Below are 25,011 nucleotides of genomic sequence, written 5' to 3'. Positions count from 1 at the left end.
TCGAACGAGACAAAGCACTGACACAACAGGGGGAACACGGTGTCGAAAATCATCGCCATCGTCTCGGGAGGCATGGACTCCGTCACGATGGCGCACCTGCTCAAGGGGCAGGGCCACGACCTGCACCTGCTCTCCGTCGACTACGGGCAACGCCACCGAGTTGTCCAGCACCGCCCACCATCAGGTAGCGTTCCCAGGCCGATCAGGGCGCGACCACCATGCGACCACCACCCTGCGACAAAAGGCGCTCCCATCATTTCGATGGAAGCGCCTTCCGACCTGCGAGAACTCGCGGTCGGGACGACAGGATTTGAACCTGCGACCCCTTGACCCCCAGTCAGGAAGGGTTTCCCTATTCCTGCCTGAAATGCGCTCACACACACGTCGTCCGTGTGCAGATGAGAGCGTTTCGCGCACCTCGTGCGGCAGCGCGCATGACGTGTGGTCCCCAGCTGGTCCCCAGGCCAGGGGCTTGACGGAGGGTCCGGACGATGCTCATGAGTCCAGGCTGGCGCCACTTTGGTGGAGAATCCAGCGATTCCATCCCGCAGCCATAAATCCCCGCCCAGGGATACCCACCGCCGCCGAGATAAACCATCGCCACCCCAACCGAAGGCGAGTCAAGAATATCCGCCACAACTCCCAGTCCAACCTGCCTTCGGCCAATTTCCGGAATCCAGGGAGCCGATGGCTGCGCATCTCAATCAACCGACCTTCGGCCCGATGCGGCCGCGCTGCACTTCAGTCAGGTTGTGCAAGCCCTACAGTTCATGGCCGTCCAGCAGTTCGCCTTCTCCAGCCGGGCACCGCTCATCGGGGCCAACTTCGCGGTGGCTGACGCTGCACGTCAAGCCGACCTACCCACTGCGGCTGCTTGGGGTCGCGAGCGACGGCCAGTCACGCACGAGCGCATGCACGAGGGCCTCGCGCCGTGCACGGCCACCATCGAGGTCTCGCTCGTGGCCGGCGGGACGACGTGGTTCCCAGCCGTGGACCACTCCACGCACAACACCGGAAGCACCGAGGTCCGCTCGCTGCTGTTCGAGCTGAAGTAGCGGCCCGCACCACCGACAGAACTGCATCCCGATCGCCCTCATGGCCGACACTCCGCTCTCCCCGGTCAACAGGGGTCGGTAATCTTCACGGACACCGCCACAGCTGTCACCTTGGTGCGGGTCGCGGTCATCTACCTGGGGCGGCCCCTTCACCCAGCCCATGCCTGCGCGAAGTCGGCACCCCGGTTACGTTGATGGGATCTGCTGTCAACCCGTCAGAGGTGGGCGATGAAACCGAGGGTCCTGGTCAACGAGGTGAAGGGCGAGGGATCGCCGATCGTCCTGGTGCCCGGCGGGCTCACCGGATGGGTGTCGTGGACGCCGCTCGCGGACGCCCTGTCGGCGAGACGGAGGACCGTCAGGGTGCAGCCGATCCACAACGAGCTCGGCTCGGCCGGCGAGCGCGGGGACGCCGGATACACCGCGGCGATCGAGCGTGAATCGCTGCTCATGACCGTGGACGCCCTCGGGCTCGAGACGGCCGACTTCGCGGGGTGGTCCGGCGGTGGGCGAGCCCTCATCGAGTTCGCCCTGGCCCATCCGGAGCGGGTGCGGACGCTGACGCTCGTGGAGCCCGCGGCGTACTGGATCCTCGACGGCCTCGGCGAGTCCGACCCCGAGGTCGCCCGGTTGAACCGGTTCCTGCATGCGCTGGCCGGTCAGGACGTGAGCGAGGACGACCTGGCCGAGTTCCTCGTACTCGCCGGACTCGCGCCATCGAAGGACCAGGCCCGCGACCATCCCGCCTGGCCGCGCTGGGTCCCGCACCGGATGGCCCTGTCCTGGAGCTCGGAGCAGGCCGACCGGCCCGACCGTGACGTCTCCGAACTCGCCGGCATCCGGTGCCCTGTCCTCCTGGTCCACGGCTCCGCGACCACCGACTGGCTCAAGCGGGTCGTCGCCACCCTCGACGAACGACTGCCCGATACCCGGGTTCTCGAACTGCCCGGCGACCACGCCTGCCACCTCGAGAACCCGGACGCGTTCCTCGCCGCGCTGGAGCGATACCTGGTCCGGTGAGCCGAGGTCGAACCACCGCTGGAGCCGAGGGAAGACGAACAGCACCGCGAACGGCCCCTGACTTGCGGCCGGATCGACGCATCAGGCGGCGCCCGCATACGGAGCCCGGGTCGCCCACGGTGTGGATGCTGCGGCTCGGCATGCAACCCGTCGATGCCACCGCTGGCGGGTCCGGCTGCAACTCCCCCACGAGCACAACCGGACCCTCCGGCTGACGGCCGGGCCCGGACGCAGCTCCCCCACGGAGCAGCAACTGGGCCCGCATACTGTTCGACCAACGACACGCAGCCCACATGCCATCTCCACGCAGCGCTACCACGGTGCCGATGCTGTTCTGGGGCGTGCCGGGGAATCGCCGGGAGGGGCCTGGCGGTGATCACCGCGTCGTCGCGGGTCATGTCATCTGCCGATCGAGGGTGCCGGTGGTGCGCCGCCGGCCGGCTTCGGCCACCTCGACGGGGCGTTCGGCAACTGTGCCGTCCGGGCCGGCGCCGGGTCCTCGGCCGGTGACCTAGACGGACCGGCCTGCCTACGGAACCGGACTGAGGGGCGATGGTGAGACCCCTTGCCGTTCGGACGCCCGTTACCGGGCAGGCGGGGGCGGCCTCCCATCTCCCAGCCGGGCGACCGAGCGGAGGGCAGCGGAAGGACGCCGCTGACGAGCTCAACGAAGGACCGACGCCGGTGTATCTCGGCCCGTCCGCGCCGGGCGGACTGCTGGACCTGCTGAGAGTGGCCGCGGTCGTCCTCGACAGTGACGGACAGATCGCGTTGTGGAGCCCACAGGCACGGGAACTGTTCGGCTGGACCTCCGAGGAAGCGCTCGGCCGGCCAGCGGCGAAGCTTCTGGTCTCCGAGGAACACGTGGGCCTGGTGCTGGAGCTGTTCGCCACCGTGATGGCCAGCGGGGGGAGCTGGGCCGGGGTATTCCCCATCCGGCACAAGGACGGCTCGACGCGCCTGGTGGAATTCCGCAACATGCGGCTTCGGGACAAGGACGGCGCGCGTTACGCGCTCGGGATCGCGGCCGACGAGGCCGTCGTACGCGGTGTGGAGCGCGATCTGGCCCTGTCCGCCCGCCCGGTCGCCCAGTCCAGGAGACCATCGCCACCTGCGTCTGCACCGTGTGCGACCCGGATGACGGACTGACCCTCGTCGCCCTCGCCGGACACCTGCCGCCCGTCCTCGACCGGGCGAGCCACCGCCCCGTCCTGCTCGACCTGCCCACCAGCGCTCCGCTGGGCACCTGAGGGCTGGTCCCCTTCACCACCACCCGCCACCACCTGGCGGCCGGGGACCGCCTGGCCCTCTACACCGACTGCCTCGTGGAACGACGCGGCCAGGCACTCGACCAGCGCCTCGCCACCCTCATCGGCATCCTCGCCGGCCCAAGGACAGACCTCGAAACGACCTGCGACCACCTCCTCGCCGCCCTCACCTTGCCCACCGGCGACGACGACGTCGCCCTCGTCATCGCCGAGGTCGAAATCCGCACACGGCTCCGGCAGCCGGTCCGCGCGGCAGCGGCTCAGCCTGGCCCGAACGTCCCGCCAAAGCCCTGCGATCGGGAGCACGCGACGATGGCCGCAGTTCCCAGGCAGGCCCGGGTGGTGGTGACCGAGAGAGCTCGGTGCGCGGGTCGACGGTCATCCGACACCCGTTCTACCTTCGCCCCCCTGGCTTTGGACCAGGTGACTTGGCGCGACGAACCGGGCGATCCGACCCATCGGCTCACGGCGGCGTGAGTCGGCGTGCCTTCCCCGAGCCGTCCGGAGAGGGCACGCTGGAAGGGAGGCCGCTCCGGTGATCCCGGGAGTGGACTCGGGACAGCGGCCTCGCCGGACCGACGCCCTCGGGTGGCGGGAGGGAAGCGAGATGACCGAACAAACCGCTACCACCGATACGCGCTGGCATGTCGCCGGTGATTGGTTCGACACCTGCAAGTGCGCCATCCCCTGCCCCTGCACGTTCGCCCAGCCGCCCACCTACGGCGACTGCGACGGCATCATGGCCTGGCACATACGTGAGGGCAGCTACGGCGACGTGCGGCTCGACGGCCTGAACGTCCTGATGGTCGTCACCTTCGTCGGCAACGTGTGGACCGGCGAGCACACCGACCCGTACGCCGCCGCGTTCTTCGACGAGCGTGCCGACGAACCGCAGCGGGCCGCACTGGGCGCGATCTTCGGCGGACAGGCCGGCGGATGGCCGGGCCAGTTCGTCGAGGCGTTCCACCCCGAGATGCGGGGCATGGAGTTCGCGCCCATCGAGGTGACCGTCGACGAGGACCTCGCCACCTGGAGCGCGGAGATCCCCGGCCGGGTCAGCGCGGCTGCGGAAGCGCTCACCGGGCCGACGACGCCCGAAGGCGCACGCGTCCAGGTCCACAACGCCCCCGGCGCGGAGGTCGGGCCGGGCCAGACCGCCACCTGGGGACGCGCCACCACCCACCGGGCGAACGCGTTCGGCTTCAGCTGGGACCGCACCGGAACGTCCAGCAAGCACTTCCCGTTCGACTGGAGCGGCCCGAACTGAGCGGCATCCCCTGCTCCGACGCTTCGAGGCGCGACTGCCCGGTGACACCGGCCGCGCAAGGTCCGCCGGAGTCGTATGGCCGACCGCGTGGACACCGGAGGTACTTACGGACTGCGCCGCCCCCGGCTAGCGTGGAAGTACGCCGCTCCTCGGCCGATCCCGCGGAGCGGAGTCGGCCATGAACACCTCCCGCTCACCACCGCCACCGCCAGCCCCGACGCCGTCCGGAAGGACCGGACGACGGGGCCGCGAGTGAAAGGGAGGAATTTCATGACGTACACAATTTCCGGAAACTACCTGGCTGCCTGCTCCTGCGCCGTGGTCTGCGGCTGCAGTGTCGACGCGCAGCCCAGGGACCCACAGGGCGGCACCGAGTGCCGCGGCGCTGCGGTGTTCCACATCGCCGAGGGGCGTCTGGACGACACCGACCTCGCGGGGGTCGACTTCGCCTTCTACAACGAGTTCCCCTCGCATCTGACCGCCGGCAACTGGAAGGTCGGCGTGGTGATCGACAGCGGCGCCAGCGACGCGCAGGCCGACGCGGTCGGTCGGATCCTCTCCGGTGGCGAGGGTGGTCCGTTCGGCGAACTGGCCCAGTTCATCGGCGAGTTCCTCGGCACGGAGCGTGGCGAGGTGTCACTCACGGACGGCGAGAAGCCGGGCGTGGAGGTGGCCGGGCACAGCCGGCTGTCGTACGAACCGCTGCTCGGTGTCGACGGCACCCCGACCACCATGAAGAACGCGATGTTCGGCTTCTCCTCCGAGTACGGGATCGGCAAGGCCAGCGGCACCTCCAGCGCGTTCGGCCTGACCTTCGAGCCGGTCTACGGCGAGAAGGCCGAATTCGTCTTCAGCAGCGAACAGGAGGCGGGAGCACCCAAGGGCCGGGTGTGAGCAGCCCCGGCGCACCGCGGAGGAGGTCTTCGCGGCCTCCTCCGCGGTCCGATCCGCCGCCGCGCCTGCTGGCGACCGTGTTCTCGCGGGAGTCACTGGCGAAGTGCGTACCGATCGCGCTGGTGGTCGGCACGCTGCTCTCACTGGTCAACCAGGGCTCGGTGATCCTCTCCGGTGATGCGACTGCGGTGACCTGGATCCGCGTCCTGGTGAACTACCTGGTGCCGTTCTGCGTCTCCAGCGCCGGCTTCTACGGCGCCCGCCGCACCCGGCGCCGAGCTACATCATGCTGCTCGGCGCCAGCCCGGGCAGCAGCCAGCTCTGGAACGGCGCCAGCGCCGCCAGCGCCAGGAACGCCACCCCGGCCACCCGGGCCAGCAGCGGCCCGCGCCGCCACAGCTTCTCCAGGAAGATCACCACCGCGATCCCCGCCATCGCCGCCACGTTCATCACCCCGAGCGGCACCAGCACCACCATCAGCGCCCAGCAGCAGCCCAGGCAGTACGCGCCGTGGTGCAGCCCGACCCGCAGGTCCCGCGCCGACGGCCGGAAGGACGCGTACCGCATCAGCTGGGCCATCGGGCTGCGGCAGTGCCGCAGGCACACGTACTTCAACGGACCCAGCTGGTACAGCCCCGCCAGGGCGAAAGCCGCCGCGCCGATCCACTTCCCGGCGTCCGGATCGCGCTGCACCAAGTGGCCGGTGAGCGCCAGCCCGCCGTACGCCAGCAACCCGAACGTCGTCCACACCAGCAGGTAGCCGCCCAGGAACTCCGTCGTGCGCACCGCCCGCTCCGCGCCGCTCGACTGCCGGCCGATGCCGCGGGCCCAGGTCACCGCCACTGGCGCCACCGAGGGCAGCATCATCGCCGCCATCATCGCCAGCCACAGCACCAGGAACAGCGGCAGCGCCATCCCCATCGTGCCGGACCCGATCCCCATGTCCCGGGCCTGCCCGACAGTGAACACCCAGGCCAGCGCCGCGATCACCACGATCAGCGCCCACGCCACGGCCAGATCCCTGACGGGCATCAGCACCCCGGTCCGTAGCGGCTGCTTCTCCACGGTGACGGTACGCATAGCGCTCTCCTGCCTGGTCCTTCCAGGACAGCACACGTGCGCCGACGGCAAAACCCGGTCGCGGTCCCGCACGGGGGCACACGGGACAGCGCCGATCGTGGGCGGCGAGTCCTCCGAGATCGAGTGCCACCGGTTCGGGCAGCTCCTACCAGTGCCGATCACCGAGACCGAGCACAGTGGTGAACGCTGGGCCCTGCATGGCCTCATCGGTGTCTCGGCCACGCGGCCACGGGCGTCGGGCCCGCGCGGGGATGCCGTGCCTTTCCGAATCGGCGCACGCTGGAGATGAGGCCACTCCGGCTACGGGGCCTGCGGGCCTTCATGCGGACAGCCACGTCACTCTTGGCACCATGCGACAGCGGGGGGTGAGGAGGTCGGAGAGATGACCGACGCAACCACCAGCCCGGCCTGGCACCTGGTCGGCGACTGGTTCGACACCTGCAAGTGCGCCATACCCTGCCCCTGCACCTTCGCCCAGCCCCCGACCGAGGGCGACTGCGACGGCGTGCTCGTCTGGCACATCCGCGAGGGCCGGTACGGGGATGTCCCGCTCGACGGGTTGAACTTCGTGATGCTCGGGTCCTTCACCGGCAACATCTGGGCGGGCGCCACGAACTCGCGTGCCGCCTTCTTCATCGACGAGCGAGCCGACGACCAGCAGCGCGCCGCACTCGGCACGATCTTCAGCGGCCAGGTGGGCGGGTGGCCGAAGCAGTTCGGCGATCTCGCCACGACCGAGGTGCGCGGCATGGAGGCCGCCCCCATCACTGTCGAGATCGACGACGACCTCGGGGCCTGGAGCGTCGAGATCCCCGGCCGTGTCACAGCCCGCGCCGAAGCCCTCACCGGCCCCACCACCCCCGAGGGCGCACGCGTGCAGGTCCACAACGCCCCCGGCGCCGAGGTCGGACCGGGCCAGATCGCCACCTGGGGCCGCGCCACCACCGACCACGCCGACGCCTTCGGCTTCAACTGGAACCGCAGCGGCAGATCCAGCAAGCATTTCCCGTTCGACTGGAGCGGTCCTGACTGACAACCGCGATTCAGGCGTCAGGCAGGCGCCGTGTGCCAGGGGCCGTCCGGGCGCGTCGGGTTGGGGCTCGCGGCCAGTTGGAGGGCGTACACGTCACGGTCGGTGTGGTCGGCGACGGGACCGAGGTGGCCGAGGTAGGTGTGGCCGGTGAGGTGGCACCGGGCCGGCAGGTCGAGCGGGGCTGCCGGGTCGGTGGCGATGACATGAACCACCGTGCCGGCCGGGACGTCCGCGACGCGCCTGCGAAGGTGAGGCAGCAGGGTGACGCAGAGCATGCCGGTTCCATCCACGACGACCGGCTCGCCGACTGGGGTGTGATGGTCGGTCATGTGGCGCCGGCCTCGAGGCAGGGCCGCGAGGCGCCATTCGAGCATGCCGTCGGCGAGCCGCTTCGCGGTGCGGCCATGGGCGGCGAGGAGGCGGACGCATCGTGGGCAAGGACGCAGTTGGTGCCGCGGCAGTAGGCAACGACCTCGATCTCGGCGGGCAGGTCGGCGAGGTGCGCTTCGAGTTCGTCGAGGGGGATGGAGATGGCGCCGGGGATGTGACCGGCTACGTACTCTTCGACGGGGCGGACGTCAATGACGGTCGTGGTGCCGGATCTCACCCGCTCCAACCCCGCCCGCACGGCCGCTCTACGCCGCCAAGCCGCCCGCGAAGCCGTCACCGCCCTCGCCGACGCACTCGACCACGCAGACCTCCCCCGCGAGATCAACTGACGGATCATCAGACGGTGCGATCACCTCGCACCCACCTCACCCACAAACCGCCAGGTCAGCGCGCCGGACGCGACCACCGTGCGACCACGCGCCCTCCGGAAACGAGTGAGAGCGGGCACCTGGTTTCCCAAGTACCCGCTCTCACAACCGACTTCACAGTCGGGACGACAGGATTTGAACCTGCGACCCCTTGACCCCCAGTCAGGAAGAGTTTCCCTATTCCTGCCTGAAATGCGCTCGCACACACGTCGTGCGTGTGCAGATGAGCACGTTTCGCGCACCTCGCGCGGCAGCGCGCGTGACGTGTGGTCCCCAGCTGGCCCCCAGGCCAGGGGCTTGACGGAGGGTCCGAGTAGCGTTCATGCCTCCAGAGTAGTGCCACTCCTACCGCGCATCCAGCGATTCCCGCGGATCTCTCAGAGAGTCATCAGACGGGGCTCCTGAGCGCCCAATCGAAATCAATCTGATCGTGGCCAAAATCCAGTCAAAAAATCGCCACCTTAAATCCCTCCATCACCCATTCTCCGCGCGGGCTGGCGAAATTCTCGGCGCTCGCCGTGACGCACTCCGAGGATCGCTTCGAGGCTCGCCGCCACCGCACTGCGCGTGCTCCGGGTTGTACGAGCCCAACAACCCACGGCCAACCGGCAGACCGCCTTCTCCTGGTCCCGCCGCCGCTCTTCGAAACGGCGCCCCCGTGCGGGCCGACGCTGCGCGATCAAGCTGCCTTACCCATCGAACGTGCGCCGTGACCACCCTCGCGGCGTGTCGCCAGCGCGCGTCCCGGCCAGTCGATCTTGGCTGTGCTCCGCGCCCCGCCTCGCACGCTCTGCCGCTGCACCTGCCACTCCCGCGACTCTGGACACGCCATCACCACTTGGTTCGAGGAGGAGCCCATGGCGCCGTGTCCTAAGCGTGGTCGGGTGTACCGCAGGTGCGGGTGCAAGGACGGGAGCAGCGGGAAGCAGTTGGGTTCGTGGTGTCCGCGGCTGGCCTCCGATGCCGCGCACGGGCGGTGGACGTATGCGGTGGATCTGGCTCGGGAGAACGGCAGGCGCCGAACTCGGCGGCGGGGCGGGTTCACCAGCCGGGCGGAGGCGGCCCGGGAGATGGCGCGGGTGCTGGATGCCGAGTACCGAGGCGTGTACGAGGACCGGACGCTTCGTGTCGGGCTGTTCCTGTACGAGTGGCTGGAGGCGAAGCGGCCGGCGCTGGCGCCGAACACCTGGGCGGGCTACCGGGCGTGCATCGAGCGCGACCTGGTCCCGGCGTTCGGCGGCATGCTGCTCCTCGAGCTGCGGCCCAAGCACATCGACGCCTGGGTGAGCAGGCAGCTCGCCGCCGGCCGCGGGCGCACCACCGTCCACCACGCGGTGGCCATGCTGCGAGGCGCCCTGACCCACGCGGTACGGACGTGGCGGCTGCGCTACAACCCGGCCAAGCACTCCGTGCCGCCCAAGCCCCGTGCGGCGGTGCGCACTTGCTGGACTCCCGACCAGGCGGCGGCGTTCCTCCGCCACAACGCGGAGCACTACGCGGACCGGCTCACCGACCTGTTCGAGGTCATGCTCGGCACCGGCATGCGCCGCGGCGAGGCCCTCGCCCTGCACTGGTCCGACGTCCACCTCATGGACCGCAAGCTCTACGTCCGCTGGACCCTGACCGCCGTGAACAACGGGAAGATCCACCTCGGCGAACCCAAGACCGAAGCCAGCCGCGCCTGGATCAGCCTCTCTCCCCGAGTGATGGCCACCCTCCACCGCCAGGCAGCTCTCCAGATGGCCGCCCATCCCAACAGCCGATTGGAAGGCTTGGTCTTCACCCGCCCAGACGGAGAGCCCCTGCGCCCCCAGTGGGTCCTCGGCCAACTCCGCAAACGCACCGCCGAACTCGACCTGCCTCGTATCGGCCTGCACGACCTGCGCCACACCGCGGCCAGCATCATGATCGCCGCCGGTATCCCCCTCGCCGTCGCCTCCAAGACCCTGCGCCACTCCAACCTCGCCATCACCGTCGACCTCTACGGCCACCTCCTCAAGGACTCCGCCGACGAAGCCGTCGTCGCCCTGGCCGCCGCGCTGGACCGCGCTGATGCCGGACTCGAGCGGATCCCTCGAAGCTTGTGCCGGGCTGCGTAGGCCACCTGAGCTTCAACCCAGTTGGCAGTGCGGCTGGTTGTACCAGGAGAACGCCGGAGCATGCAGGCCGATCCTGGGCGGAAGAGCCGTCCCGAGACCGCAGCCGACGCCGTTCACACAGTCCAGCTGATCCTCGAACAGCGAGGCATCTCCGCCGGCCAGAACGCGGAGGAGACCCGTCTGGCGGAGCAGGCCGCGCGCAGCGCCCTGGAAGGCAGGGTTCGTACCGTCCTGGAGAAGCTGCTGGAGATCCGCCGACACGTGACCACCAAGGAGGACCCCCGCAGCGGATGGCGACGTGTCGTCGTCACTGAGCACGGCCACGATCAAGAGACGGGAACCAACTCTGTCGGTGCCAAGACCTTCGCCAGGCGCTGTCCGATCTCGATGTGGCCATCACTTCCCTGGAAGACGACTTCAACGAGCAAGTCCAGACCGAGATCAAGGGAGTCGTCTTCTCCGAGCTCCGCAAGCACATCTATGTCCGGATTCACACAGCCGAGAAGATCGTCAAAGAAATCCGCACCACGCTCACGAAGGTGCGCACCGGCGTCGCCCGTGTCGGCGTGAAGCTGGACTGGAAGCCCAAGAACGAGTGGGCCGGGTTCGTCACGGACCTCGGGCGGGACGGCTTCTGACCGACCTGCCCGAGGTGGCCGTACTCAGACTTCGTGACGCGGGCCCTTGCCCGGCGGCGGGTCCAGAACGGTTCGGTACTCGTCGCCGGTTGCCCGGGACTCATCCATGCGGTCATAGACGTCAAGAATGAGGTCCTTGGTGCGGTATCTGCCGTGGGTGGCCTCCTCGTCGCTCTTGAGGCGGGAGAACGCGTCCATGACGTACTCCGCGTCATCGCGAGCCAGTCCATAGAGGTGGAAGAAGGCCGCGTCCAGCTCTGCACGCAGCAATCCGCGCCGCTCCTCATCCCACCGGAACGGGCGTCCTACCACGCCGACCGCCCTGGCGAAGGCCGCCATGTCACAAGCGGTATAGGCAAGTTCAGCCACTCTTGAAGCAACCCACTCCGCCACCGTTTCGCCGCTGCTCCATGGACACGGCTGGTCACCCGTCTCAGGGCTGGGCACTGGAAGCTGGTAGGCAGTGAAGAACTTCAGGTGTGTACCGCTGAACTTCTGACGCGCCACGAAGTCGAGCACGTACGAGGACAGCGCCGCCTGGAGCAGTGCAGGATTGCCGAAGAAAGGCAACATCAGCAACGTGCCGTCAGGAACGGCAGTGCGACGCAGAGCAGTGTTGATCATGGTTCGGCGATCCGAGGTTCGGCAGATATCACGCCACCCCAACAGCCAGTCCTCGTACCACTCCTTGTCCGCCAGCCGCGTCTCCACCCCCGCCCACATGATCCGGTTACCCTTCTTGTCCCGCTTGCCGGAGTCCACATCCTGCTCCGGCACCCAGTACCGCGGCATCGGAGCGAAGTCAGGATCGTCGTGCTGTTCCGGCGTCACGCGCGGGAGCGTGCCGACGTTGGCCTGGGCCTGAGTCTGGCCCTCGTACGTGCCGAGGCGGTGGTCGAAATGGTGGAGCATCTTCGCCTCGTACAGCGGGAGATAGCGGCGCGTCTTTCCCTCTTCGTCGACGCGCGTGAAGACGTTGCCCGTCAACTGCCAGCCCGCGTCCGCCAGTTCCTGCCTGCCCCGGAACAGGTGGGAGTCGGAGGCCATATTGAACAGGCCCTGCCGGAAGGTCAGCCCCCAGGGGTTGCTGCCGCCTCTGCCGTATTCGTCCGGCTCCTTGAGTAGAACCGGGACTCGGCTGTAGACACCGAAGGTGATCTCCGCGTCGCGCCGGGATTCGAAGACCGGGAGGTTCCCGGTGTTCGGGTTAACCAGCAGGATCTCCTCCAGCGGCATGGTGAACTGGCGCGCAGGCAGGTCCTCCATGTACCAGGTCCCGAACGCGAAAGAAGCCTCCCGGACCTGCTCCTCCCGGCCAGTGACCGTGAGCAGACAGAAGCGCGTCGAGTGGTGCACGTCCCGACTCAGCACCCACGCCTCGTTCTTAAAGTCCAGGAACGACACCAGCCGCTTCGAGCGCACCAAGTCGGAGAAGAACGGTGCCGTCGTTGCGTCCGTGGCGATGCCCGTCTGCAGGACCAGCCCGAACCGCCCTCGCAGGGCGATTCCGTGCGACGCCGCCTCCGCGAATAGCGGATACGTGTTCAGCTTGCCCCGCGCGGCCAGCGGGAACCGACCCGACCAGCGCGCGAGATGAGAGAAGCCGTCGGACAGCCGCTTGTCGGCGATGTACTCGGCGTGCAGCTCCCGGTCCGCCTCGTCCTCGCTCTCGGCGAGCTTGCCAATCAGGGTCTGCCGTGCCGCCTGGTTCGCGGCCTTGGCGATCTCCGGGGCGACAGTGGCGAAGTACTCCTCCGTCTTGAACTCAAGGGTCTCCCACGGCGGATTCCCCAGCACACAGCTGAACCCGCCTTTCCACCCGGTCCGCTCGTCCACTCCCGGCGCCTTCGCATCTGCCGGAACCCGGAACACCTCTGGGAACTCCAGGTGCCAGTGGAAGAAGTGGTACTCCTCCCGCAGCCGGACGACCTCCTCCACCGTGCCGTCCGGCAGGCTCGCGCCGCCGTCCTCGGAGTGCAGAGTCAGCAGGGACTTCGTGGTCAGCGCGGGCGGCGTCGCTGTCTTCGTCTTCTTCCAGACGAACGCCGCGCACCACGCGTCGGCCAGCTCAAGTGCCCGGATGTAGTCCGGGGAGGTGGTCAGCTCCCGATACGCCTTGGCCTGGTTCCGGACGTCCTCCAGCTCCTGCGAGTTCGTGCCCGTGATCGCCGAGACCTTCTCACCGAACTCCACGTTGGACTCGGCCAGCACTTCCTCCTCCGCGAACAGCGCGTCCTGGTTCACCCCGTGGCGCAGCGCGACCTTCCACGCCGTCCGCTCCGCGGCGTTGCGCTTCCTCAGGTCGGTGACGTGCTTCGGCTCGTCGCCCTCCAGCGGCTTGAACGCGTCGTCCGGCAGGCCCTCGGCCAGCAACTTCGGCGTCGTGCCCAGCAACCCGTTGCCGTGCTTGATGTGAGCGTCGAGGAAGGTGAGGGGCCGGCCCGGCTCCATCGCCTCGATCCACAGGGACACCTTGGCCAGCTCCACGGCCATCTTGTTGAGGTCGACGCCGTACACGCACCGCGCGATGACATCACGCAGCGCGTGCCGTACGTCCTCAGCGGTCGGTTCGGGATCGTCCGTACGGATCTCGGCGAGGCGGCGGGCGACACGGCGGGCGGCGGCGACCAGGAAGTGACCGGAGCCGCAGGCGGGGTCGCACACCGTCAGGGCGAGCAGCGCGTCCTCGCGCTCCTTCTTCGTCGTACCGGAGCGGACGGCCTGCTCGATGACCGGGTCGAGCGCGGAGTCGAGGAGGCAGTTGATGAGGGGGGACGGGGTGTAGTAGGAGCCGGAGGTCTTGCGGCCGTTGCCGTCCAGCTTGGCCAGCACGTACTCGTTGCCCTCGCCGAGGCGCGGCTCCAGCTCGAGCAGGGACTCGTAGACCGAGCCGAGCTCGTCGGCGCCGAGGTGTCGGTAGTCGACTTTGCGGGGGCGGCCCAGCTTGGCGTCGTACACCTCGGACAGGGCGTGTACGGCCTCGTAGAGGGACTGATTGGACAGACTGAGGCCGTCCAGAATCGCGTCCGTGGCGGTGGGCTCGAACAGGCCGCCCAGCGCCGGGAGTCCGAGTTCGGGGCGACCGCCGGGGGTGCCGAGGCCTTCGATGACCAACCGCAGCGCCTGCCACTGGTCGCCGTGGAGGGTGCCGGTGCAGCGGGCGACGCGGCGCAGGCGGGCCGTGGAGAAGTACTTCTCGTACGTCTCGCGGGCCTTCTCGGTGGCGTCGGGGTGCAGGAGCAGGTCGCGGTCCTCGGTGACGAAGAGGAAGAGCAGGCGGTAGGCGAGGCGCAGCAGAGCCGGGTGGAGGTCGTCGCGGACGTTCTTGTCGCGGGTGCGCAAGGCGTCGCGTAGGGCGGCGTTGTCGGGGTGGGCGATCAGGCCCGTGCCGATCACAGTCAGGGCCTTCTCGACGCCCTTGCGGAGTTCCTTCAGGGCCCGGGTGCCGCTGTCGATGGCCTCGGTGCGCCACTTCTCCAGCAGGCAGGTCGCGGCCGGCTCACCCTCGGCGCGGGGCTCGAAGCGGGTGCGGTGCAGCAGGCGCCACAGGAGGACGAAGTCGTCGGAGCGGTCGCCGTCGAAGATCGCCTGGAGGTCGAACTCGATGAAGGCGGCACCGGTGAGGGAGGCGGACTCGCGCAGCAGGCGCAGCTGGCGGCCGTTGGAGAGGACGCCCCAGAGGGTGGAGTCCGCCGAGCGGTTGAGGTACTCCTGCACCATCGACTGAGGTGCCTGCTTGGCCAGTTCGGTCGTGCGCGTGTCGAGGGAAACGTTCCAGCCGGTGAGATGTACGGGGACGTGCGCCCACTGGTGGCTGACCTCGAAGTCCTTCTCGCCGTCGTGGGAGGGCAGGCCGGGCGCGGGGACGGGGGTGAGGGCGCCGAAGCCGAGCTGCTCGAAGAGGGGCAGCAGCCAGCGCTCGGTGGTGACGCCGACCGCGTGCACACCGGGGTCGGCGTCGGCGCCGTCGCGGGCCAGGGCGTCCTGGTAGGCGGCCCACACGCCGCGCAGATAGCCCCAGGAGCGCTCGGCGGCGTCCCGTACCGAGTCGCCCTTGGCGTACAGGCGGTAGTCGGCGGGCTTGGAGCCGGTCTGCTCCTTGCCCTCCTTGATCCGGACCAGGAGGTCGTATGGCAGGAGGCCGCCGACGGTGGCGACGGTGTCGGTGACGAGGGTCCTGGCGGTGCTCATGCGCCCACTCCCTGGGAGAACGTCGGGGCCGGGCGGTAGTGGTACACGCCCAGGATGTCCGGGTCGCCCTGGGGGACGACCTTCAGGCCGGCGAGACGGGCGCGGGAGGCGGTGCGGACCCTGCGGTGCGAGGCCTCCAGGTTGCGACCCAACTCGGCCGACTGGTCTCGCAGTTCGGGCATGATCGCGGACAGGGCGGTCAGGATCTCGGCGATGTGCTCGGTGGCGAACTTCGGGTCGGTGTTCTGTGTGGCGCGGGCTTCGAGGAGGGCCACGGCCTCGTCCTCCGGAAGCCACTCGGGGGCGTCGGGCCTGCCGCGGTAAGCGACCACTCGGGCGTCCTCGGCGAGCTGCTCGCGCACCGAGCCGTCGCGGGCGGGCAGGTTCAGCTGGAAGCGGTGGCGCACCAGCAGGAGCGTGGTGTTCCGCTCCACGGCCTTCGTACGGATGACTCCGCAACGGCGCGCCGGGCGCTGCCACTCCGGGACCTTGCCGGCGTCGTCTAGGGCCGCGTCCAGGACGAAGCGGGCGACGGCGGCGACCACCGGGTCCGTGCGGGTGAGGGCGGCCTCGCCACGCGGGGCGCTGGGGGCGTCGTGGAAGACGACCGGGCGGGGATGGCGGAGGCCGAGCGCGTGCGAGACGGTGTCGCGCAGGCCCTGCGGGAGGGCGTCGGTGTGCGCGGTGAAGCCGCCCTGCTTCGTGGGGGCGGGCATGCCGCGCAGGGCGCCCAGGGCGCGGCGTGTGAAGTCCCGCACCTCCTCGCCGGTGCCGAGCGCGGCACGGACCTCGTCGACCTCGGCCGCCACCTCGGCCTTCTTGATGGTGAGCTGGGCGTACCGGGAGCGGTAGCGCTTCTCCCGCTCGGCGGAGGACTGCCAGGCGATCTCCAGCTGCTCGGCCACCTCCTCCTGCGCGAACAGCCCCTCCTGCTCGTACGCCGGCCGCTCGCCGCGCAGGATCAGGCCCTCGAACACGGCCTGCATGGCGCTCTCGGACTCCTGCGGCACGGGCACGGAGATGCCGGTGACGCGGCGGATCCGCTCGTGCTTGCGAAGCAGGACGTTGAGGACGATGCCGTCGACGGGGTTGTCGGCGCCGTAGAGAGTGAGCGCCTTGACGACGTCGGTGCGCTGGCCGAAGCGGTCCACGCGACCCTCGCGCTGTTCGTGGCGGGTCGGGTTCCACGCGAGGTCGTAGTGGACGACGGCGTCGAAGGACTCCTGGAGGTTGACGCCCTCGGACAGGCAGTCGGTGGCGACCAGCACGCGGCGCTCCGGCGCGGGGTTGCCCTCCTCGTCGGCGCCGGTCAGCTCGGCGATGCGGGTGACGCGCTGGTCGGGCGAGAGTTCGCCGGTGACGGAGGCGACCGCGACCGGGTGTTCGGTGCCCTTCTTGTTGAGGATTTTTTTGAGGTGGTCGGCCACGTAGTCGGCGGTCGCGATGTAGCGGCAGAAGACGATGGGCCGGTAGCCCTTGTCGAGGAGGTCGGAGACGGTGGTGATCAGCTTCTTCAGTTTGGCGTCGCGGGTCGGGCCGTAGAGCTTCTTGGCCGATTCGGCCATCGAGACCAGACGGGCCTTCTCCCCGTCGTCGGCCTCGCCGTCGACCTCGGCACCGGTGTCCGCGGGGAGGCGGGTGCCCGGTACGGCGTCCGCGGACTCGGGGGTCGAGCTGTCGGCCGGGTCCGAGACGGTGCGCTCTCCGGTGCGGTCCGCCTCGGCGGGGGTGTCCGCCTCCTCGACGCCGGCGCGCGTGTTCAGGGACTGCACGGCGGCGGCCGGGGAGGAGGACAGCGTGCGCAGCAGGGCGAGGGTCGACCACCAGCGCTGACGCTGCTGGAGGGCGCCGTCGGCCGCGCGTACGGTCTCGCGGGCGTAGGACAGGACCTCGTCGAGGAGCTTCTTGTAGTCGCGGTGCAGGGTGTAGGCGGTCTCGGCGGTGTCCCGGGAGGACGGGAAGTGCGCGCCGTCCTGGAAGTCCTCGCGGATGTCGGCGCGGCGGCGCTGCACGAAGAACTCGGCGAGCAGCCTGCGGCCCGCGTCGGTGTCGAGGGGGACGGCGGCCAGACGGTCGTCGAGCAGGCCGATCAGACGGCGGAAGGGCTCTTCCTTACCGCTGTGCGGAGTGGCCGTCACGAGGAGGAGGTGGCGGTCGGTCCGGTCGGCGAGGGCGCGCAGCAGCGCGTACCGCTGCTGGGAGGAGCGGGCGGACGCGCCGACCGTGGTGTCGGAGACGCAGGAGTGCGCCTCGTCGACGATCACCAGGTCGGGGCAGTTTCGCAGGAAGTCCTCCCGGTGGCGGGGGGACTTGATGAAGTCGGTGGAGACGACGTACGCGCCGTCGGGGCGGAACACCGACTGGCCGTACGGGGTCTCGCGCTCCAGACGGCCGATCGTGGACGGCAGCACGAGACGAGCGTCGACGCCGAACTTGCCGTACAGCTCGGCCCGCCACTGCTCGGCCAGGGCGGGCGAGCACAGCACGACCAGGCCTCGGGCGTCACCCTGCGCCAGCAGCTCGGCGGCGATCAGCCCGGCCTCCACCGTCTTGCCGATGCCGACGTCGTCGGCGATCAGCAGCCTGACGGTGTCCTGGCGCAGCGCCATCAGCAGCGGCACAAGCTGGTACGGGCGGGGATCGACGGCGATCGAGGCGAGCGACCGGAAGGGGCCCGCACCGGAGCGGAAGCCGATGCGCAGGGCGGTGCGCAGCAACCCGGCCGCCTGCTGGTCGCCCAGGTCGGAGGGAGTGGGCGGGGCGAAGGTGGCGGGAACGACGGTCTCCAGGCCAGGCAGGACGCCCGCGATGTCGTCGTCGGCGCCGCCGAGCGGGCGCAAGACGAGGAGGTCGGGTGTGGAGTCGGGTAGCACGACCCACTCGCGGCCCCGGGCGTGGACGAGGGAGCCGACGGCGTACTGCCGGGTCGGCTGGGCGGCGGTGGTCATGCGGGCCTTCCGGGGTCGGGGCAGTAGGGGTCGTTCGGGCGGGTCGGCCGGGGCGGTGGCCGGACCGCTCGTCGGCGGGCCGTGGGAGGGGTCGGGCCGATGGGGTCCGCCCCCTCCCCGAGGTCAGCGGCGTGCTTCGCCGAACACAGAAGGGTAGTCGGCGACGGCCTTCGACCAGTCGTCGTCGTAGCGGATGCGGATGACCTCCCAGCCGATCTCCTTCAGCCGTTCCGCGGCCTCCTCGTCGCGGAGGGTTGTCTCCGCGTGGTCATGGTGCGGGCCGTCGACGAAGACCGCGACGGGGCCGAAGGAGGTGTCGTAGACGAAGTCCGGCTTGGACAGGGCCGCGCTCAGCCTGACCTGCTGGTGGTCGGGCAGGCGGTGGCCGTGGGACCTAAGATAGGCGACGAACCGCTCCTCCAGGGAGGAGTCGGCGCCCTCGATGAGCGCGTCGGCCTGCTCGTCACGGCTGCGGCCCGCATGGCTGGAGCCGACCTCGCCGCCCGCGAAGTCCATCAGCAGCTGCTTCACTAGGTGGCGGTCGATCATCCGGTGGTGGCGCTGGTTGCCGAAGGAGAGCAGGCAGTCGTAGCAGCCCTTCTCGCACGGGTCGCCATTGCGCTTCTCGGCTCCCCGGTCGCGTCCGACCTGGTCGAAGTGCGCGATCTCCAGGGCCCGGCGGGCGGCGCGGGCGAGCGCGTCGGGTTCGGCCTGGAGGCGGCGCAGGACGCCCGCGCCACCCTCGGCGCTCTCGATGAACAGCAGCCGCTCGCGGGGCCCGTCATGCGGCGGCAGCTCCTCGGTGTCCAGCTCGGAGTCCTCCAGCTGGAACTCGGCCTCGATGCCCCGCTCCAGCGCGTACTGGAGGGTGATCGCGGTGTCCTTGTCGACGGGGGCCGCGAGCTTAAGGACGAGGATGTTGCGGGTGTCCTGGACGTACGGGATGACGGGGATCTTGCGCACGACCTTCTCCGCGTCGGCGAGGCCCTCGTCCTCCACCGGGGTCTCCCGGCCGGGCGTGCTCGCGCTCGGCCTGCCGGTGGAGCCGGCCAGCCACTGGCCGGTGACCGGGTCGAGCCAGAAGCCGACGTCGCCCTTGGCGACCGAGCGGCGGTAGCCCAGGTTGGTGAGCCGGACGGTGGCGCTGTCGCCGTAGACCAGTTCGGCGAGGAGGCGGCCGGCCGCGGCCTTCGCCTCGGCGCGCAGCGAACCGTCCCGGCCGTCCTCGTGCTGCTTGAAACGGTAGGAGATCTCCACCGCATAGCCCGTGCGCTGGCGCTCCTCCTCGTCGGAGGAGATCCGGTCGCGCCGGTGGGTGAAGACGGTGTGCAGGTGCAGCAGCCCGGTACGGGGGTCGCCGTACGAGGTGCCGCAGCCCAGGCAGGTGTCCTCGCGCCGCTCCTCGGGGGACAGATAGCCGCAGCCCTGGCACACCTTGGCACTCTCGGTGGTCAGTTCGCCGCTGGTGTCCGGCGGCAGCTGCACCCGGTCCACCTTGAACCGGCTGCCCTCGTGGTAGATCAGCGCGCCCGGCCCGAACTCGCGGATCGCGATGAACCGGGACCGCTGGAGGTAGTCGCCGTCGTAGCCGCGGCTGGTGCGGCCGGTGCCGGGGATGTACGCGGCGAGCGGCAGCCGGGGGAAGGAGTAGCCGGGCAGGAAGCCCTCGGAAGCGAAGTAGCGGTACGGGTAGAAGTCGGACAGCACCGTGCGCTCGCCTCCCTGCCTGTTCTCCAGAAGGGCGATCTGGTTCTCCGCCTGGGCGCGGCGGCGGACGGCCTGAGCTTGGGAGCGGCCGGTCACCGTGCGGATGCGGATGTTGTCGTGCTGGATCTCCCTCTCCTCCAGGGCCTTGCGGTAGAGGTTCCGCCAGCGTCCGCACTTCTCATCGAAACGGCCGGGGGCCTTGGCGACGGTGTTCTCCAGCCACTGCTCGTGCCACCAGGACGTCTCGCGCAGGGCGTCGACGCAGCCCGCGAGGACGGTGCGGGCCCGCAGGAGGGCGCGCTGCTGGGCGGCCGGGCCGCCGATTTGCTCCCGCACCTCAGGCAGCAGCTCCAGCGAGGGAGTCTTGCCGTCGGTGTCGAGGATCTTGGTCATGGTGCGGCCGAGTTCCAGTCGGGTCTCGGCGAGCCAGATGGCGTGCACGTGTGAGGCGAGCAGGTCCTCGTTGGCCAGGTCAAGGCGGGGCGCGGCGACGGTGCCCGCGACCATCTGGTCGGAGCGGGTGAAGTAGTACTGGTCATGGCTGTTGCCGGTCGCGCAGTACGTGGTGACCAGCGCGGGCTGGCCCGAGCGGCCCGCGCGGCCCGAGCGCTGGGCGTAGTTCGCGGGGGTCGGCGGGACGTTGCGGAGGTTGACGGCGTTGAGGCTGGCGATGTCGACGCCGAGTTCCATTGTGGGCGAGCAGTACAGCAAGGGCAGCGGCAGCCCCTTGCTGAACATTTTCTCCCGTTCCTCGCGGACGTCGGGGTGGACCTGGGCGGTGTGCTCGGCGGCGTGCAGTCCGGCGAAGGTGGACGCGACCTCCTTGTAGAGCCCCTTGAAGAAGGCGTTGACGCGGGGGCCCCGGCCGGTGCGGTAGGTGCGGCGCAGCCGATCCACCGCGCCGTGGTCGTCGTCGCGGGCGTGCCAGCGGATCACCGGGTGGTGGATCTGGTAGCCGGGGTCCTCGCCCCGGCCCTGGGTGATCCGGCTCAGGACACCTCCGTCGGCGAGGACCTCCAGCAGGTCGCGGATCACGTCCTGGGCGTCGTCGAGTGAGAGGTCGTGGCTCCAGTGCGGGAAGGTCGCCGGCTTGCGGACGTGGCGGCCGAAAGCGCCGCGGCCGGTGAGGTTCTTCTCGCTGCGGCTGCGGTCGGGCCGCCCCGCGCGCGGCAGGGCGACGGTCGGTGTGGGAGGCGCCGCCTCGGTGTCGGCGATCCCCCAGGCGTCGTTGAGCTTCGCCGACTCCTTGCGCAGCTCGTTGAACTTCGCCTCGGTGAAGTACGGGGTGTCCACGGCCCGCTGGCGGCGCAGCTCGTCCATGAGGACCCGGGCGAGATCGAGGCGGGTGGCGGGAGTGGCGGTGCGCAGCGGCCCTGCCGCCGGCTGCCAGCGCTCCTCGTCCTCGGCGATCTGGTCGAGCCCCGCGTACTCCAGCCCGAGCAGACCGGTCTGCTCCAGGTTGGGCATGGTGACCCGCCAGCCGCGCTCCAGGTCCAGGAAGAGCCGGTACTCGGCCACCTGGGCCAGCGCGTCCCGCGTCTCCTCGGCGAGCGCCTCCACTTCGGTGGGGTTGTTGGCGTACTCGTGCGGGGCCAGCCCCATGGCCTCGACGACCTCCTCGCCCAGCCGCTTCCAGCGCAGCCCCTTCTCCCCCGCCTTCAGCATCGCGCGGTACAGCGCACCCCGCAGCTGGGTGACCATCACGAAGTCGTTGAAGTGACCGGACTGCAGGCTGGCGTCCTGCCGGTTGTCGACGAAGGTGAGCAACTTGCGTGCGTCCTTGTCGAGTTCCTTCTCCGGCAGGCTCTTCAGGTGGCGCACGATGGAAGCGCTGACGACAGACGTGGCTGTGGACCGGCCCTCTTGGTCGAGCGTCATCAGCTTGGCGAAATCCCGCTCCCGCACCTCCTCGTAGCTGACCCCGCACTCAAGGCAGAACAGGAACGGGGCGGGCACGTAGGCGGCGTAGAGGCCGTCCCCGTCCTTGTTCACCGCCGTGCCGTCGGGCCTCACCCACACGGGCTGTGGGGCGCGCTTCTTGCGGCTCGCGGTGAGGACGGGCGTGCCCTTCTTCGGGTCGAGGGTGAGCCAGCTGTCGGGGAAGCGGCGCTGGTCGATCGCGTCGGCAACACGCTCGGGCCAGGGGTTGGCGGCCGAGAGGTAGAGGTAGCCCTGCTCGTCGTCCGCGTCCTCACGGGTGCGGAAGGAGACCGTGCCGTCGTCGCTCTGCTCGCGGGCCACGGTGAGGTACTCCTGGCCGCACTCGCGGCAGAAGGACAGCGGCAGCAGGAGCTTCTCCGGCTCTCCGGGCACCCGCTGCTGGTAGGTGCGGGTGATGTGGCGGCTGTCCGCCGGCTCCAGGGAGACGTACGCCGAGCCACCCTTGGAGAGGAACTGGTGGAGGCGGAACGCGAACAGCGCGCGGTCGTCGGCGTCGCGGACCTGTGTGCCGGCCCGGAGGGTGGACCGGATGGCCTTGGCGCAGGCGATGTACGGCTCGTCCTCGGGCGCGTCGCGCGGGATGTCGAAGGCGTCCTCGCGTAGGACGCGCGCGGCAAGCTCCACGGTGGTGGGCTTGGCGCGCACCAGCAAGCGGGTGCCGTCCTCGTCGGTGGTCTCGGTGAGGCCGAAGGCGGTCTCGACCCAGTGGGCCAGAGGGTCGGCCTTGAGTGCGTCGTATTCCAGCGGAGGGTTGTTCTCCATTACGCGGGCGGCGAGTTCGGCACGTGTGGGGGTCGTGTCGCCGGTCGCGCGGACCAGGGTCTCGCCCACCACCCGGTCTGGGGAGATCTCCGTGTCGAAGAGGGTGGAGGCGACCTCGGCGACCTCGCGGCGGCGGGCGGCGGGGGTGCCTTTGGTGGACATGGTGGCGGAGGTGCCGACGCACTGCAGGGCGGGCGACTCGCAGGCCTCGCGCACGCGCCGGACCAGCAGGGCGACGTCGGCGCCCTGACGGCCGCGGTAGGTGTGCAGTTCGTCCAGGACGAGGAAGCGCAGGCCCTTGGCCCGGCCGATGAGACGCTTGCGCTCCTCGGGGCGGGTGAGCATCAATTCCAGCATCACGTAGTTGGTGAGCAGGATGTCCGGGGGGGTGTCGAGGACCGCGTCCTTCTCGGACTGCTTCTCCTGGCCGGTGTAACGGGCGTACGTGACGGGCTCGTTGCCCTCGCCGTATCCGGCGGTGAGGAACTTCCTCAGCTCGCCCCGCTGACTGTTGGCCAGCGCGTTCATCGGGTAGACGATGATCGCCTTGATGCTCGGAGGGTCTCCGGGCCGCTTCTCGCTCAGGATCCGGCTGACGATGGGCACGATGTAGCCGAGGCTCTTTCCAGAGCCAGTGCCGGTCGTCAGGACGTACGAGTCCTTCGAGTCGGCGGCCTCGATGGCGTCGCGCTGGTGCTGGTGGAAGCGGATGGGACGGATCGTCGCGTCCCGATTGTCCTTGCCGGTGCGGAAGATCCGCTTGCACTCGGGGTGGAGGAGGCCGAGGTCGTCGGTGAGGTGGTCGACGGTGCCGCCGCTCGCGAAGCTCGGGTTGAGCGAGAGCCAGGGGTCGGGCCACTGGTCGCCGTCGGCAAGGGACTTGGACACCTTCTCGCCGATCCGCGGGTCGTCGATCACCACCGAACCGGACGTGTATTCCTTGTAGTCCTGGATGAGCCGACGGTGCACCTCGAAGACGTCCACGTGATCCTCACTAGCTCCCGACGTAATCCCCGCATCACCGTAGTGGGGGAGGCGCGCGAGACGAACCGCCCCGCCTTCACCCCATTAGAGCAATATCCTGTGAACTAAGTCAACGAACAAAGCGCCGCGCGGGCGGCATTCGAAGCACCACCGTGTCACACTCTTCCCGACACCAGCCCGGGCAGGGCACGGCAGGGCACGGAGGGGACGGGCCGCAGCGCGAATGGACACCGGAACACTGATCGCCGGTCGCTACCGGATCAAGCGCCTCATCGGCCGGGGCGGCATGGGAGTCGTCTGGCTCGCGCACGACGAGAACCTGGGCAGAGACGTGGCATTGAAGACCATGAACGTCGATCTGGGACTCACCGTGGAGCAGTGCGCCCGCGACGCCGAAAGGTTCCGCCGGGAGGCGCAGGCCGTCGCGCGACTCGACCATGCGGGCCTCGCCACCGTCTACGACCTCGGCGAGGAGAACGGCACCCGCTTTCTCGTCATGCAGTACGTGATCGGGCCCCCGCTCGACGACCGGATCGCCGAGGAGGGCCCGCTCTCCATCGAGGAGATCGCGTCGGTCGGCGTCCAGATCGCCTCCGTCCTGGGCTCGGTGCACGCTCGCGAGGTCGTGCACCGCGACCTCAAGGGCAGCAACGTCGTGATCCGCACGGACGGCGTGGTCAAGGTCCTGGACTTCGGCGTCGCCGCCTTCCTCGACCCGGGCACCACAGGCCTCACCACGACCGGTGAGCGCCCCGGCAGCCTGGAGTGCATGGCACCGGAACAGGTGCAGGGCAAGCCGGTCGACCCCCGCACCGATCTGTACGCGCTGGGCTGTCTGCTGTACGCGATGCTGACGGGCGAACCGGTCTTCACGCACGAGTCCGAACTGATGCTGCCCGGCATGATCCTTGAGCAGCCACCCGTACCGCCCGGAAGGCTCCGCGCAGGCATCCCCTCCGAACTGGAGGACCTGGTGCTCCAGCTGCTGGCCAAGGACCCCGACGAACGCCCCGCCCACGCCGGCGAGGTGTGGCGGCGTCTCGCCGTGTGGCTACCCGAGCGCCGTACCCCCGAGCAGGCACTCGTCCCATGGGCCGAAGTGGACCCGCTGCGGCCCTTCACCCACCCGATGGGGCCCGAAGCCCGGCCTGTGCGGGCATGGGCAACATCGGGGCGGAACAGCCGACCTGGGCGGACGGGGGCAACGCCAGGGCGGCACGGCCAGCCGTCGCGCTGACCCGCGCACCTGACCGACCAGAACGCGACGTACGCCCCCAAACCCGCCATGGCACATCTGTGAACAAAGTCAATGGTCATGTACGCTGACCGATGCAGTTCGGAGGAAGGGTGGCTTGATCACACACCC

At 69.7% G+C, this 25,011-nt stretch carries 17 protein-coding genes and 3 pseudogenes; 13 read left to right on the top strand and 7 right to left on the bottom strand.

The window, feature by feature from the left end:
• Nucleotides 1-39 precede the first annotated feature (39 nt).
• The 8 genes and pseudogenes from ACZ6R9_RS13640 to nrtS all read left to right on the top strand — a co-directional run.
• The gene (locus ACZ6R9_RS13640) at nucleotides 40-330 is read left to right on the top strand and encodes a 7-cyano-7-deazaguanine synthase (protein ID WP_465538294.1); all 291 of its coding nucleotides are present in this window, start codon (nucleotides 40-42) and stop codon (nucleotides 328-330) included.
• A 581-nt stretch (nucleotides 331-911) separates the two neighbouring features.
• Nucleotides 912-1,055 carry a hypothetical protein gene (locus ACZ6R9_RS13635; protein ID WP_465538293.1) on the top strand — a complete coding sequence of 48 codons (144 nt, stop codon included), beginning with the start codon at nucleotides 912-914 and terminating at the stop codon, nucleotides 1,053-1,055.
• A 228-nt stretch (nucleotides 1,056-1,283) separates the two neighbouring features.
• Nucleotides 1,284-2,075, top strand: coding sequence for an alpha/beta fold hydrolase (locus ACZ6R9_RS13630; RefSeq protein ID WP_465538292.1), 792 nt, complete (start codon nucleotides 1,284-1,286; stop codon nucleotides 2,073-2,075).
• A gap of 684 nt (nucleotides 2,076-2,759) precedes the next feature.
• Nucleotides 2,760-3,170: pseudogene (locus ACZ6R9_RS13625) on the top strand (PAS domain S-box protein); the annotation flags it as partial.
• Between the two features lie 29 nt (nucleotides 3,171-3,199).
• Nucleotides 3,200-3,820, top strand: a pseudogene (locus ACZ6R9_RS13620) (PP2C family protein-serine/threonine phosphatase).
• 130 nt (nucleotides 3,821-3,950) lie between these two features.
• On the top strand, nucleotides 3,951-4,610 hold the full coding sequence (locus ACZ6R9_RS13615) for a DUF1326 domain-containing protein (RefSeq protein ID WP_465538291.1): 660 nt from the start codon (nucleotides 3,951-3,953) through the stop codon (nucleotides 4,608-4,610).
• A gap of 270 nt (nucleotides 4,611-4,880) precedes the next feature.
• Nucleotides 4,881-5,504 carry a DUF1326 domain-containing protein gene (locus ACZ6R9_RS13610; protein WP_465538290.1) on the top strand — a complete coding sequence of 208 codons (624 nt, stop codon included), beginning with the start codon at nucleotides 4,881-4,883 and terminating at the stop codon, nucleotides 5,502-5,504.
• A pseudogene (gene nrtS / locus ACZ6R9_RS13605) lies at nucleotides 5,501-5,752 on the top strand (nitrate/nitrite transporter NrtS); the annotation flags it as partial. The gene ACZ6R9_RS13610 and the pseudogene nrtS, both read left to right, overlap by 4 nt.
• A 31-nt stretch (nucleotides 5,753-5,783) precedes the next feature.
• Here nrtS and ACZ6R9_RS13600 read toward each other — a convergent pair.
• The gene (locus ACZ6R9_RS13600) at nucleotides 5,784-6,584 is read right to left on the bottom strand and encodes a DUF2182 domain-containing protein (RefSeq protein WP_465538289.1); all 801 of its coding nucleotides are present in this window, start codon (nucleotides 6,582-6,584) and stop codon (nucleotides 5,784-5,786) included.
• A gap of 382 nt (nucleotides 6,585-6,966) precedes the next feature.
• On the opposite strand from ACZ6R9_RS13600, the gene ACZ6R9_RS13595 reads away from it, so the two are divergent.
• Nucleotides 6,967-7,617 carry a DUF1326 domain-containing protein gene (locus ACZ6R9_RS13595; protein WP_465538288.1) on the top strand — a complete coding sequence of 217 codons (651 nt, stop codon included), beginning with the start codon at nucleotides 6,967-6,969 and terminating at the stop codon, nucleotides 7,615-7,617.
• A 17-nt stretch (nucleotides 7,618-7,634) separates the two neighbouring features.
• Here ACZ6R9_RS13595 and ACZ6R9_RS13590 read toward each other — a convergent pair whose 3' ends face one another.
• Both ACZ6R9_RS13590 and ACZ6R9_RS13585 read right to left on the bottom strand, forming a co-directional pair.
• Nucleotides 7,635-7,946, bottom strand: a complete 312-nt coding sequence (locus tag ACZ6R9_RS13590; RefSeq protein WP_465538287.1) for a sulfurtransferase TusA family protein — start codon at nucleotides 7,944-7,946, stop codon at nucleotides 7,635-7,637.
• A complete protein-coding gene (locus ACZ6R9_RS13585; RefSeq protein WP_465538286.1) occupies nucleotides 7,943-8,224 on the bottom strand; it encodes a rhodanese-like domain-containing protein in 282 nt (93 codons plus the stop codon). Before ACZ6R9_RS13585 ends, ACZ6R9_RS13590 begins: the two co-directional genes overlap by 4 nt.
• Between ACZ6R9_RS13585 and ACZ6R9_RS13580 the strand changes: the two genes are divergently transcribed.
• Together ACZ6R9_RS13580 and ACZ6R9_RS13575 are read left to right on the top strand one after the other, a co-directional pair.
• Nucleotides 8,199-8,336: a hypothetical protein gene (locus ACZ6R9_RS13580; protein ID WP_465538568.1), complete on the top strand. Its 138-nt coding sequence runs from the start codon at nucleotides 8,199-8,201 to the stop codon at nucleotides 8,334-8,336. The genes ACZ6R9_RS13585 and ACZ6R9_RS13580 overlap by 26 nt on opposite strands.
• 1,028 nt (nucleotides 8,337-9,364) lie before the next feature.
• Nucleotides 9,365-10,474 (top strand): site-specific integrase, encoded by a 1,110-nt coding sequence (locus ACZ6R9_RS13575; protein WP_465538285.1) that lies wholly within the window; start codon nucleotides 9,365-9,367, stop codon nucleotides 10,472-10,474.
• A 12-nt stretch (nucleotides 10,475-10,486) separates the two neighbouring features.
• On the opposite strand, the gene ACZ6R9_RS13570 is transcribed toward ACZ6R9_RS13575, so the two are convergent.
• Nucleotides 10,487-10,804 carry a hypothetical protein gene (locus tag ACZ6R9_RS13570; RefSeq protein ID WP_465538284.1) on the bottom strand — a complete coding sequence of 106 codons (318 nt, stop codon included), beginning with the start codon at nucleotides 10,802-10,804 and terminating at the stop codon, nucleotides 10,487-10,489.
• A 59-nt stretch (nucleotides 10,805-10,863) separates the two neighbouring features.
• Between ACZ6R9_RS13570 and ACZ6R9_RS13565 the strand changes: the two genes are divergently transcribed.
• The gene (locus ACZ6R9_RS13565; protein ID WP_465538283.1) at nucleotides 10,864-11,112 is read left to right on the top strand and encodes a hypothetical protein; all 249 of its coding nucleotides are present in this window, start codon (nucleotides 10,864-10,866) and stop codon (nucleotides 11,110-11,112) included.
• A gap of 24 nt (nucleotides 11,113-11,136) precedes the next feature.
• On the opposite strand, the gene ACZ6R9_RS13560 is transcribed toward ACZ6R9_RS13565, so the two are convergent.
• The 3 genes from ACZ6R9_RS13560 to ACZ6R9_RS13550 all read right to left on the bottom strand — a co-directional run bounded on the left by ACZ6R9_RS13560 (nucleotide 11,137) and on the right by ACZ6R9_RS13550 (nucleotide 23,645).
• Complete coding sequence (locus ACZ6R9_RS13560) at nucleotides 11,137-15,303, bottom strand: Eco57I restriction-modification methylase domain-containing protein (protein WP_465538282.1); 4,167 nt, start codon at nucleotides 15,301-15,303, stop codon at nucleotides 11,137-11,139.
• Complete coding sequence (locus ACZ6R9_RS13555) at nucleotides 15,300-18,251, bottom strand: helicase-related protein (protein ID WP_465538281.1); 2,952 nt, start codon at nucleotides 18,249-18,251, stop codon at nucleotides 15,300-15,302. The genes ACZ6R9_RS13560 and ACZ6R9_RS13555 overlap by 4 nt, the downstream gene beginning before the upstream one ends.
• A gap of 123 nt (nucleotides 18,252-18,374) precedes the next feature.
• Nucleotides 18,375-23,645 (bottom strand): DEAD/DEAH box helicase, encoded by a 5,271-nt coding sequence (locus tag ACZ6R9_RS13550; protein WP_465538280.1) that lies wholly within the window; start codon nucleotides 23,643-23,645, stop codon nucleotides 18,375-18,377.
• A 223-nt stretch (nucleotides 23,646-23,868) separates the two neighbouring features.
• On the opposite strand from ACZ6R9_RS13550, the gene ACZ6R9_RS13545 reads away from it, so the two are divergent.
• Nucleotides 23,869-24,882 carry a serine/threonine-protein kinase gene (locus ACZ6R9_RS13545; protein ID WP_465538279.1) on the top strand — a complete coding sequence of 338 codons (1,014 nt, stop codon included), beginning with the start codon at nucleotides 23,869-23,871 and terminating at the stop codon, nucleotides 24,880-24,882.
• The last annotated feature ends 129 nt before the right edge of the window (nucleotides 24,883-25,011 follow it).

The organism is Kitasatospora sp. NPDC048662, from assembly GCF_055587065.1.
The sequence above is the reverse complement of the archived record's forward strand: the minus strand, read 5'-3'. Positions and strand labels throughout refer to the sequence as shown.